Source organism: Flavobacterium sp. 2755 (assembly GCF_031455715.1).
Taxonomy (GTDB): Bacteria; Bacteroidota; Bacteroidia; order Flavobacteriales; family Flavobacteriaceae; genus Flavobacterium.
In genome coordinates this window covers 88255-100605 of record NZ_JAVDTG010000011.1, presented here as the reverse complement: position 1 = coordinate 100605, position 12351 = coordinate 88255, and the positions used below count along the sequence as shown (strand labels likewise).

Here is a 12351-nt window from a genome sequence, read left to right as displayed (position 1 = left end):
TTCTTCTAAATTATTCGGTTGCAAACTATTTACTTTCGGTTGTAATTATTTGTAAGCGTTTGTAAATGGAAATTATTTTTGCTATATTTGAGATAAATCGTACATATATGCAGACAGAAATTAAAAAAGTAGAGTTACGAAACCTTGCGTTTGAAGATTACAAACAATTGAAAAATTCAATGGTAGAATCGTATCCTGAAATGGCCAATAATTATTGGAGATCAAACGATATTAAAAAATTACTCAAAATATTTCCCGAAGGACAATTGGTAATCTTAGTCGACGGCGTTGTTGTAGGCTCGGCATTATCGCTTATTGTCGATGAAAAATTAGTAGATAAAAGACACAATTACAGACAAATTGTTGGCGATTATACTTTCTCTACTCATAATCCCAATGGTGAAATTTTATATGGAATTGATGTTTTCATTCATCCCAACTATCGCGGCCTTCGTTTGGGCCGACGTCTTTATGATGCCAGAAAAGAACTTTGCGAACAATTAAACTTAAAAGCGATTGTTTTTGCTGGCCGAATTCCGAATTACAATCAACATTCTGGCAAGTTTACTCCAAGAACCTATATTGAAAAAGTAAAAGATAAAGAACTTCATGATCCTGTCCTTTCTTTTCAGTTAAGTAATGATTTTCACGTTTTGCGCATCATCAAAAATTATTTGGAAGGTGACGAAGAATCAAAAGAATTTGCGGTTCTTCTAGAATGGAATAATGTTTATTATGATGAAAGTCCGAAATTGATTAATTCTGGAAAAAGTATTATTCGATTGGGATTAATTCAATGGCAAATGCGCCAGCTTAATAATGTCGAAGCGCTTTTTGAACAGGCCGAATTTTTTATCGATGTTGTTTCCGGCTACGGAAGTGATTTTGCATTATTCCCTGAACTTTTCACGGCACCTTTAATGGCCGATTTCAATCATTTATCTGAAGCCGAAGCAATTCGGGAATTGGCCCGACATTCAGATCCAATTAGAAAGCGTTTTCAGGAATTTGCCATTTCGTACAATATCAACATTATAACCGGAAGTATGCCGCATCTGGAAAATGGTGTTTTGTATAACGTTGGTTTTTTATGCAAAAGAGATGGAACTTCTGAGATGTATTATAAAATCCACATCACACCAAATGAAGTGCATCATTGGGGAATGAAAGGCGGATCTGAGTTTAAAACTTACGATACCGATTGTGGTAAAATTGGTATTTTGATTTGCTACGATGTTGAATTCCCGGAGCTTTCAAGATTATTAGCAGATGAAGGAATGAATATTCTTTTTGTTCCGTTTTTAACTGATACACAAAATGCTTACACTCGGGTGAAACATTGCTCACAGGCACGCGCGATTGAAAATGAATGTTATGTAGCGATTGCCGGCTGCGTTGGAAACCTTCCGAAAGTAAATAATATGGATATTCAATATGCACAGGCTTCGGTTTTTACGCCTTCTGATTTTGCTTTTCCAAGTAACGGAATCAAAGCAGAAGCCACTCCAAATACCGAAATGACACTGATTGTTGATGTCGATTTAGACTTGCTGAAAAATCTTCATGAACATGGAAGTGTGCGAATTTTAAAGGATAGAAGAACCGATTTATATCAAATTAAAAAAACATAATCGATGAGAACTTGCCTTGAATGTGCGGAAAAACTTGTGGGCCGTGAAGATAAAAAGTTCTGCTCAGACAATTGTCGAAATGCCTACAACAATAAAATTAATAAAGACAGCAACAATTTCATGCGAAATGTAAACAACAAATTACGAAAAAATTACCGTATTTTGTCAGAGCTAAATGTTGACGGAAAATCAAAAGCAACTAGGGAGAAAATGATTAATAAAGGTTTTGATTTTGATTTCTTTACTAATATCTTGCAAACCAAAACAGGGAATACCTACTATTTCTTGTATGACCAAGGATATAGGTCTTTGGACAATGATTATTATATGCTTGTTAAAAAAGAAATTTAGTTATTCATCATGAGAAAAAACCCCACCTCAATTCTGGCAGTTGTCTTAATTCTAGCCATTTTAGGTATCATTTATGCCACAATGATGCCGCAATACATTTCAAAAAATGATGAAGCTCTTGCTGATTTTTCGACGGAACGAGCTTTAAATCAAGTTGAAATTATTGCGCAGAAACCGCATTATGTGGGTTCGACAAATCATGAATTGGTAGCGAATTATCTTAAACTGGAGCTAAACAGAATTGGATTAGAAACGAGTGTTCAGGAAGGTTTTACACTTAATGATAAAGGACTTTTAGTAAAGTCTAAAAATATTCTTGCAAGAATTAAGGGAACAAATAGTTCAAAAGCACTTTTATTACTTTCTCATTATGACAGTGCACCGCATTCTTTTTCAAAAGGTGCAAGCGACGATGCCTCTGGAGTTGCCACAATTCTGGAAGGAATCAGGGCTTTTTTATATGCCAAAGAACCTCAAAAAAATGATATTATTATTCTTTTTTCAGATGCTGAAGAATTAGGTTTAAACGGTGCTGCACTTTTTGTAAACAAACATCCTTGGGCAAAAGACGTAGGTTTGGTTTTAAACTTTGAAGCAAGAGGAACTTCCGGGCCAAGTTATATGCTGATGGAAACCAACAAAGGAAACCAGGCACTTGTACAGGAATTTACAAAAGCAAAAGCATCTTATCCGGTATCAAACTCATTGATGTACAGCATTTATAAAATGCTTCCAAATGATACCGACTTAACCGTTTTTAGACAACAGGGAAATATTCAGGGGTTTAATTTCGCTTTTATCGACGGACATTATAATTACCACACACAACAGGACGATGTTCAGCATTTAAATAAAATGACTCTCGCGCATCAAGGATCTTATTTGATGCCATTATTACGATACTTCGCAAATGCTGATTTAAACCAAACGGCTTCAACAGAAGATTATGTTTATTTCAGTGCTCCATTTTCTTTCATCAGTTATCCGTTTTCATGGGTAATGCCAATGACTTTAATCGCTTTTGGTTTGTTAGTTCTTTTCATGTTTATCGGGAAAGCCAAAAGAATGATTACGTTAAGAGAAATATTCAAAGGTTTTGTTCCGCTTTTAGGGTCTTTAATTATAGCTGGTTTAGTTACCTTTTTAGGATGGAAAATTATTTTAGAAATCTATCCGCAGTATTCTGATCTCTTAAACGGATTTACTTATAATGGTCACGCTTACATTGGCGCATTTGTAACACTAAGCATTGCAATTTGTTTCGCTTTTTACCATCATTTTTCTGATGCAAAAATTACGATGAACCATTTTGTAGCGCCTTTACTTCTTTGGATTATTATAAATGCATTTTTAGCAAACAGCTTAACCGGAGGAGGATTTTTAATTATTCCGGTTTATTTCGGAATTCTTTTATTCGGAATTTTTGTTTTTACACAGCATTACAGCTTGGGCGTAAATCTAATTTTCAGTATTCCGGCTTTAGCGATTATTGCACCATTTATTGTCATGTTTCCAATTGGTTTAGGATTAAAAATACTTTTTGGAAGTGCTGTTTTAACCGTTCTTCTCTTCGGATTATTACTGCCAATATTCAATACTTTTGCTAAAAAAGGCGCATGGATCATGGTTTTCTTCGCCGCATCAATTGGCTTTTTTATCTACGCCGGATATCATTCAGGATACGAACACGGAAAAGCAAAATCAAATAGTTTGCTTTATGTTTATAATGCCAATACAAATTCAGCACTTTGGGCAACTTATGATGTAAATCTTGACGACTGGACAAAATCATATTTAGGTCAGAAAAACCAAAAAGCGGTAGGCTTAAACAGTCTTCCTATTGCAAGCAAATACAATTCTGCTTTTACATACAGTGCAATTGCTCCGGTTGTGGAAATTCCAAAACCTACTATTTCTTTCTTAAAAGACAGTGTTATTGGTAATAACAGATACATCAAAATCCAGATAACTCCAAATAGAAAAGTAAACCGTTACGATATCTACGCCAACCCAAAAATGACTTTTTACAACTTTAAGGCAAACGGTGTTTCAACTTCTGGCGAAAAAACAAATCGTTTAGAACGAGACGGAATGCGTGTTCTGTGTTATTATGTTGTAGGGAACGAACCGCTGGTTATGGATTTCTACATCAATAAATCGTCTATTTTTGATATGGATTTAATTGAAAGTTCATTCGACTTAATGACAAATCCGTTGTTGAAAGTGAAACCAAGAAGCGACTGGATGATGCCAACGCCTTTTGTTTTAAATGATGCCATTATGGTTCAGCAGAAAATTAAAAGATATACCGCTCCCATAGCTCCGCCTCTACAGCCAGAGCCAGTCCAGGATAGTGCCGTAATCGCAAAAGACAGTTTGGTAAAACCAGTTATAAAGCCTGAATAATAAATATATAATTTGGAAGGTCTCGATTTAACAACATTGTTTCTTCTGCTTTTTGTATTGTGTATGTTGATGTATAGATCTTTAAGTTCTAAAAACGGAAAATTTTTTACAAAAGATTATTTTAGTCAATACCAGTCAATGCATCATGTTTTCTATATACTGATTGGGGCTATAATCGTGATCGTTGAAATAATTCGACAGCTGACAAACAATAAATAATATACTATGGCTACAAATGTTTCTACAATATTTTTAAGTGCGCCAATAGAAAAAGTCTGGAATGCATTGACAAAACCAGAATTGGTCAAACAATGGCAATACGGAAGTGATTTGATTACCGATTGGAAAGTTGGAAATGAAATCAGGTTCAGGAATGAATGGGAAGGTCAGGTTTTTGAACAATGGGGAACGGTTTTAGAAGTTTCTCTAAATCAAAAAATAAAATATTCGCTGTTTTTTCCAAGACCGGAACTAGAAGACAAACCCGAAAATTATTTCATAATGAGTTATGTTTTATCTGAAGAAAATCAAAAAGTAAAACTCGAAATAATTCAGGAAGATAATCGTCCGGGCTCGGTTCAGGAAAAACCTCAAGGTGAAGAAAATCCAATTCTACAGGCTCTTAAAACTGTCGTTGAAGCTTAAAATTAGTTTCCAAGAGACAGAATAACAAAGTGGCAAAGGTTTCTCAACATGCCTTAAAAAAAGCACTATTTTCATAGTGCTTTTTGTTTTTTTTTTAGATATGCTGAGAAACCTTTGCCACTCTGTACCTTTGCACCTTTGTCACTTTTAACACGCACATTCAATTTTTAAACCTGTTTTAATTCCTTTTGCGCCTTCAGTTGCATATCCGTCAAACTTCCACCACTCTATTCCGCCAATTAGTTCTTTTACCTTAAATCCTAATTTTGTCATATTCAAAGCGCCTTTAGTCGAAGCGTTGCAGCCAATTCCGTCGCAATACGTAACATACAAAATATCTTTATCTAAATGTTTTGTTGTTTCTGCCGACATTTCGCGATGCGGAATATTAATCGCACCCGGAATATGTTCTGCTTCAAACCCAAAAGCTTTTCTGGCATCCAATGCAATTACTTTTTCACCATTATTTAAAGCATCAAATAAATCAGACGGATCCATTTCAAATGCTAGTTTATGCTCATAAAATTTAATTTGCTCTTCCATGACAATGTAGTTTTAATGATTTTGTTTTTTCAAAAGTAGCAGCTCATATAGTGCCATAAAAACGAAAAGAATTCATGAACCGCATTAGTTTTTTTCATGCAAAAGCCAGTCTAAAATTTTGTTCCTTTGTATATAAATCTCAAAAAATGGAAATACGCCACCTAAAATTGATAAAAGCAATTGTTGAAGAAGGAAGCATTACAAAAGCAATTGACAAACTTCATTTGACACAATCGGCTTTGAGTCATCAGCTCAAAGAAGCAGAATATCAATTGGGTACGGCCATTTTTTTAAGAACCAACAAAAAACTGGTGCTCACAAAGGCTGGCGAAAAAATCTATGATTTGGCAAATGAAATTCTGGATAAGCTTTCGCAGGCGCAAACACAAATCAAACAGATGGTTTATGGTGAATATGGCGAAATCAGAATCAGTACCGAATGTTTCTCAAGTTACCACTGGCTTCCGCCAGTTTTAAAACAGTTTCACCTTTTATACCCAAATGTTGAACTGAAAATTATAACCGAAGCAACACATATTCCGCTGCAAAAACTTTTAGAAAACACAATTGACATTGCCATTGTAAGTGACACTATTAAAGACAATCATATAAAATATACCGAACTTTTTCAGGATGAAGTAGTAATGGCGGTTTCAGAAAATCATCCGTGGGCAGATAAAAAATATGTGGTTGCCGAAGATTTTATCAACGAACATCTTATTATTCATTCCCTTCCGATGGAAACTGTTACGATTCATCAGTTTGTTTTGGCTCCAGCCAAAGTAACACCGAAAAAGGTAACCCCGCTTCCGTTAACAGAAGCTTCTCTTGAAATGGTAAAAGCCGATATGGGCGTTATGTCGATGGCAAAATGGGCATTACAACCACATTTAAAGAATAATCCAATTAAAGCGGTAAAAGTGGGCAAAAATGGCTTAAAACGAAAACATTTCATAGCGACGAGAGCAAACGAAACTTATCCGGATTATTTTCAGCATTTTATTAATTTTCTACAAAACGAAATTAATCTGCAATGGAATATTCAATAAGGAATTGTGAAATAGGCGATTTACCTAAACTGGTTATTCTCTGCCAAAAACATGCTGAATTCGAGAAAGCTAATTTTTCTCCGGAAGGAAAAGAAGAAAAATTAAAAAATGCCATTTTTAGTAAAAACCCAAAATTATTCTGTTTAGTTGTCGCTGCAAAAGAAACAATTGTGGGTTATGTCTCTTATACTTTTGATTTTTCAACCTGGGATGCCGCCACTTTTATGTACATGGATTGTTTGTTTCTGGAAGAAAAAGCCCGCAGTTTCGGAATTGGAGAAGTTTTAATTGAAAAGCTAAAAGAAATTGGAACAAAAAATAACTGCCTCAACATTCAATGGCAAACTCCTGAATTTAATACTAGAGCTATTAAATTTTACAACAGAATTGGTGCAAAAGGAAAAGACAAAGTTAGATTTACACTAAGTTTGTAAAATTAAAATATCCGGTTTTCGTCAATTTTGTCATCCTGAAGAACGAAGGATCACACCAGGAACTCGACAAAGATTGGCGACTTAGCATGGGGAGCTTCTTGTGCGATCCTTCGTTCCTCAGGATGGCAAGCTACTGCGTATAACCTTTGAACCTCTAAAAGAAAATGATAAAAATAAGCATATTAGGCTGCGGCTGGCTCGGACTACCTTTAGCAAAAAAATTAATCGAAAAAGGAAATTCGATAAAAGGATCAACGACTTCTGAAAATAAGCTTTCTATTTTAGAAAATGCCGGAATAAATCCGTTTTTGGTTAATGTAGAAAGCGAAAGTGTTTCTAAAAACATTACTGATTTTTTAGCCGAAAGCCAAATCCTGATTATTGACATTCCGCCAAAATTGCGAGCTGTTTCATCAGAGTCTAATAAGATTTTCGTTCAGAAAATTGAAAACCTAATTCCGTTTATAGAGAAATCAAGTATTTCAAAAGTCCTTTTTGTGAGTTCAACTTCGGTTTACGGAGATGAAAATGAATTTATTACAGAAGAAACAACACCAAATCCCGATACCGAAAGTGGGAAACAATTGGTTTTAGCAGAAGCAATTCTTCAAAAAAATCAAAATTTCGAAACCACAATCCTACGTTTCGGCGGATTAATTGGCGAAGACAGACATCCAGTTAAATTTTTAGCAGGAAAAGAAAACCTAGAAAATCCCGATGCTCCAATAAATTTAATTCATCAAAATGACTGCATCGCCATTATTGAAGAAATCATAAACCAATTAAAATGGAATGAAGTTTTCAACGCCGCTGCACCTTTTCACCCATCAAGAGAAGATTATTATACGCAAAAAGCAAAAGAACAAAACTTAGTTTTACCAAAATTCAGTTCTGAAAAGTCAAACATCAAAAAGATTATTTCAAGCGAGAAAATCGAAACCGCTTTAAATTATCAATTTAAGCTGGAGGATTATTAAAGACTCCGAATGTCAGGCTGAACGAAGTCGAAGCCTTTTTGTTTCCATAAGCCTTCGACTTCACTCAGGGTGACAGTAGTGTAAACTTTGTGACCTTTGCAAAACAATAAAAACTTAAATTACTTACATAACTTATATGGTTTAAAAAAACTTTGCGAACTTTGCGATAAACCTTAGTGCCTTTGCGGTAAAAAAATTATGGAAACAGTGTATGTTAATTCGCCTTTAGGAATCACCAAGATAGTTGGAGATGAAGATGGTATTGCAATAATCTCCGTTTCTGATGTTGGCACAAACGAAGTTTCAAAGAAAATACCAAAAGTTTTAAAAGATGCCGTTTCGCAGCTTGAGGAATATTTCGAAGGAAAAAGAACTGATTTCGATTTAAAGCTAAATCCAAAGGGCACTGAATTCCAACAAAAAGTCTGGAAAGCATTACTGGAAATTCCGTATGGAAAAACGGTAAGTTATATGGATCAGACTAAAAAGCTGGGCGATATAAAAGCAATTCGTGCTGTAGCATCTGCAAATGGTAAAAATCCGCTTTGGATTGTAGTTCCCTGCCACAGAGTTATCGGCACAAATGGTTCATTAACCGGTTATGCCGGAGGATTGTCCCGCAAAAAATGGCTGCTTGAACACGAAAGCCCTTCTGCACAACAGAGTTTATTCTAAAATGTGTTAGCCACGAATTTCACGAATTTTCACGAATTTTTTTCTTTATTATGGCTCAAAAAATCTCTTTATTTAAAGAAAATTCATTCAATTAATAAATTCGTGCCTGAAAAAAATTCAAATTATTGTACATTTATCTCCACATAGAATTCGTGAAATTCGTGGCAAAAAAATATGATTGAAAAAATAAACCTTAATAACATTCTCTTTCTTGATATAGAAACCGTTCCGGAGGAAGAAAACTTCAATTCTCTTGATGAAGAAATGAAGTCTCTTTGGGATTTAAAAACGCAGTATCAGCGAAAAGACGATTTTACGCCTGAAGAATTTTACGATCGCGCCGGAATTTGGGCAGAGTTCGGAAAGATAATTTGTATTTCGGTTGGGTATTTTACAATCAAAGGCGATGTTCGAAATTTTAGGGTAACTTCCTTTTTTGGAGAAGAAAAAAAGATACTAAAAGATTTTAATAATCTGCTGAACAATCATTTCAATCAGCCGCAGCATCTTTTATGTGGACATAACGCAAAAGAATTTGATATTCCGTTTATCGCACGCCGAATGATTATCAACCAAATCGCAATTCCGGACAAGCTGAATTTATTCGGTAAAAAACCTTGGGAAATTGCGCATCTTGATACTTTAGAATTATGGAAGTTTGGCGATTATAAACATTTTACGTCACTAAAACTATTGACAAAAATTCTGGGAGTCCCATCCCCAAAAGGCGATATTGATGGAAGCCAAGTCGCACACGTTTATTATGTCGAAAAAGACATAGACCGAATTATAACGTATTGTGAAAAAGATACAATCGCCGTAGCGCAGATTTTCCTTCGTTTACGCCGTGAAGATTTATTGATTGATGATGAAATTATTCATGTCTGATTTTTGAGGGACAAAGGTGCAAAGGTTCAGAGGGACAAAGTTTTATTTAAATGAACTTATATAACTTATATGGTTTAATAAAATATTAAAGATGACACATTCGGAAATTTCACATCATCGTCTTGTTTCGCAGAAGCTGTATAAAACAGACAAATGTTCTCCTCAGGAAATTGTACACCATTTTGGAGCGATGCAGGCTCAGGATTATGCAATGGCAAAATGGGCGATTGGTTCCCGTTGTGATGCATCTGAAAAAGAAATTGAAGAAGCTGTAAACTCGGCACAAATAATAAGAACTCATATTTTACGACCAACCTGGCACTTTGTTGCAGCCGAAGATATTTATTGGATGTTAGATCTTGCAGGGCCACAAATAAAAAGAATGACTATATCCGGGGCTAAAAAATTTGATTTTGATGCAAAAAAACTGGATCAGGCTAATAATGCTATCGAAAAGCTATTATCTGGAAACAATCATTTGACCCGGGATGAAATTATGCAGGAACTTGGTATTAAAAAAACTTCAAAAGAAGATTTTCTAAGTGCTGCGATTATGATGCATGCTGAACAAGATGGTTTGGTTTGTAACGGCAGAATGAAGGGTAAAAAAATCACATACGCATTACTTGAAGAACGAGTTAAAAAACCTAAAACGCAATTAACAAAAGAAGAAGGTTTGGCAAAACTAGCCAAACGCTATTTTGAAAGTCACGGTCCGGCAACTTTGCTTGATTTTTCGTGGTGGTCAGGTTTTCCGCCTACTATCTGTCAAAAAACCATTGATGCAATTAAGTTGCAATTAGAGTTTATTGAAATTAAAAATCAAATTTATTACTTTGTAAATCAAAATATTGAAAAGGTTAACTTCAAGGAAAGCATTCACTTTCTTCCCGCTTTTGATGAAATTTTGATTTCTTATAAAACCAGAGAAGCTTCTTTTTTATCTGAACATCAAAATAGAGTTTTTACCAATAATGGCATCTTTAAACCGATAATTCTTGAAAATGGGAAAGTGATTGGAATATGGAAACGAATTATTAAAAAAGACCACGCCAAAATCGAAACGGAGTTTTTTAATGAAACCGAAGATTCTAAAAAACAAATTCTGTTTGAAGGAATTAAAGCTTTTGAAAACTACTTAGAAACTAAAATTGTTATTGAATAATTTAAAATTTCACTAAAAGTCTGCACTTTCTTAGAAATACTTCTCCTTTGTGGAATAAAATCTTTGTGCATATTCTGCCTAAATAATTACATTTACAAAAAAATAGCATTATGGTATTAAGTAGATTTTGGTTAGTTATTTTTATTTCTTCGATTGTTTTTATTGTAGTCAGTTTATTTACTGCCAATACTTATACGATTGATTCTGTTTTAAATGGAAAGAAAGATGATCCTGTTTTAGTTTCTGAAAAATACATTCATGAACTTCCGGCTTTCATTAAAGACAGTATAAAAAAAGCGCCTGATCAAACCATGATTATCAATCGCGATACGCTTAATGCCGACACGACTTATGTTTACAAAAGCAAAACTGTAAAAATTTACAGCGGTCTTCAAAAATCTGATGGTTTACTGCCAACTTGTAAAAGCACTTTAGTTGATTTAATTCTGCCACTTATTGCTTATTTAGCTTTCTTTTGCGGATTAATGGAACTTTTAATCGTTTCTGGAGCTTCTGGAAATCTGGCTAAACTATTGAGTCCGGTATTTGTAAAAGTGTTTCCAAGTATTCCTAAAAATCACCCTTCAATATCTTACATGACTTTAAACTTTGCAGCTAATTTCCTCGGATTAGATTCGGCTGCAACACCATTCGGATTGAAAGCCATGGAAAGTTTACAGGAAATAAATCCCGATAAAGACAAAGCGAGTGATGCGCAAATCATGTTTATGTGTCTTCACGCTTCGGGTTTAACTTTAATCGCAACTTCGATTATTGGATATCGCGCGGCTGCAAATGCAAGTAATCCTGCCGATGTTATGCTGCCTTGTATTATTACTTCTTTCATCGGAACTATTGCTGCGTTTTTAATTGTTGGAATTAAACAAAAAATCAATTTCAAAAGTGCTTCTCTTCTTATCGTCTTAATGGGATTAATCGCAGCCATCGTTGGTTTGCTGATGTATGTTAATCATTTGGACTTAATTGGAAAAAACTACTTTACTTCTAACCTTTCGGGATTAATTTTAATTGCCATTATTGCTTTTACTTTGATATTTTCATTCAAAAACGAAAAGAAATTCAGCGAAGCAAATACAACTGTTTTTGACACTTTTGTTGTTGGTGCAAATAATGGAGTGAAAACCGGAGTTACCATTTTCCCTTATGTTTTGGGAATGCTGGTTGCTATTTCTTTATTCAGAAACAGCGGTTTATTTGAAATTATCAGCGATGGAATTGCTTTTGTTTTTTCGAATATGGGAGTAAGTAAAGAAATCACGAATGCGTTGCCTGTTGCAATGCTTCGTCCTTTTAGTTCTGCTGGTTCCCGTGGATTTTTAATTGATTCGATGAATACTTTTGGAGCCGATTCGTTAACGGCGAGACTGAGCAGTATTTTTCAATGCAGCGCTGAAAGTACTTTTTATGTAATCGCAGTTTATTTTGGTTCGGTCAATATCAAAAATACTCGTTATGCTTTAGGCACTATGCTTTTGGTAGATTTAATTTGCGTAATTACGGCGATTTTTGTGGCGACTTGGTTTTTTTAAAAAAATATTTTCAATTAAATGGGGTTTAAAATATAAA

At 34.6% G+C, this 12351-nt stretch carries 12 protein-coding genes; 11 read left to right on the top strand and 1 reads right to left on the bottom strand.

Annotation, left to right across the window (positions count from 1 at the left end; translation table 11 throughout):
- Nucleotides 1-107 precede the first annotated feature (107 nt).
- From J2Y38_RS21340 to J2Y38_RS21325, 4 genes are all read left to right on the top strand, one after another.
- Nucleotides 108-1631, top strand: coding sequence for a GNAT family N-acetyltransferase (locus J2Y38_RS21340; protein WP_309846633.1), 1524 nt, complete (start codon nt 108-110; stop codon nt 1629-1631).
- Nucleotides 1632-1634: 3 nt separating this feature from the next.
- Complete coding sequence (locus J2Y38_RS21335) at nt 1635-1982, top strand: hypothetical protein (RefSeq protein WP_056199732.1); 348 nt, start codon at nt 1635-1637, stop codon at nt 1980-1982.
- A gap of 9 nt (nt 1983-1991) precedes the next feature.
- A complete protein-coding gene (locus J2Y38_RS21330) occupies nt 1992-4388 on the top strand; it encodes a M28 family peptidase (RefSeq protein WP_309846631.1) in 2397 nt (798 codons plus the stop codon).
- A 225-nt stretch (nt 4389-4613) separates the two neighbouring features.
- On the top strand, nt 4614-5033 hold the full coding sequence (locus J2Y38_RS21325) for an SRPBCC family protein (RefSeq protein WP_309846629.1): 420 nt from the start codon (nt 4614-4616) through the stop codon (nt 5031-5033).
- 147 nt (nt 5034-5180) lie between these two features.
- Here the strand turns inward: J2Y38_RS21325 and J2Y38_RS21320 are convergent, their stop codons facing one another.
- A complete protein-coding gene (locus J2Y38_RS21320; RefSeq protein ID WP_309846624.1) occupies nt 5181-5576 on the bottom strand; it encodes a rhodanese-like domain-containing protein in 396 nt (131 codons plus the stop codon).
- Between the two features lie 146 nt (nt 5577-5722).
- On the opposite strand from J2Y38_RS21320, the gene J2Y38_RS21315 reads away from it, so the two are divergent.
- The 7 genes from J2Y38_RS21315 (at nt 5723) to J2Y38_RS21285 (ending at nt 12314) form a co-directional block, all read left to right on the top strand.
- A complete protein-coding gene (locus tag J2Y38_RS21315) occupies nt 5723-6625 on the top strand; it encodes a LysR family transcriptional regulator (RefSeq protein ID WP_073485897.1) in 903 nt (300 codons plus the stop codon).
- Entirely contained in the window at nt 6610-7059 is a 450-nt protein-coding gene (locus tag J2Y38_RS21310; RefSeq protein WP_309846619.1) for a GNAT family N-acetyltransferase, read from the top strand. The genes J2Y38_RS21315 and J2Y38_RS21310 overlap by 16 nt, the downstream gene beginning before the upstream one ends.
- Before the next feature lie 164 nt (nt 7060-7223).
- Nucleotides 7224-8036, top strand: coding sequence for an SDR family oxidoreductase (locus J2Y38_RS21305; protein ID WP_309846617.1), 813 nt, complete (start codon nt 7224-7226; stop codon nt 8034-8036).
- Nucleotides 8037-8234: 198 nt separating this feature from the next.
- A complete protein-coding gene (locus J2Y38_RS21300; RefSeq protein ID WP_309846615.1) occupies nt 8235-8711 on the top strand; it encodes a methylated-DNA--[protein]-cysteine S-methyltransferase in 477 nt (158 codons plus the stop codon).
- Nucleotides 8712-8885: 174 nt separating this feature from the next.
- Nucleotides 8886-9599: a 3'-5' exonuclease gene (locus J2Y38_RS21295; RefSeq protein WP_053473101.1), complete on the top strand. Its 714-nt coding sequence runs from the start codon at nt 8886-8888 to the stop codon at nt 9597-9599.
- Nucleotides 9600-9690: 91 nt separating this feature from the next.
- Nucleotides 9691-10764, top strand: a complete 1074-nt coding sequence (locus J2Y38_RS21290; protein ID WP_309846610.1) for a winged helix DNA-binding domain-containing protein — start codon at nt 9691-9693, stop codon at nt 10762-10764.
- 110 nt (nt 10765-10874) lie between these two features.
- Nucleotides 10875-12314, top strand: a complete 1440-nt coding sequence (locus J2Y38_RS21285) for a nucleoside recognition domain-containing protein (RefSeq protein ID WP_073485906.1) — start codon at nt 10875-10877, stop codon at nt 12312-12314.
- The last annotated feature ends 37 nt before the right edge of the window (nt 12315-12351 follow it).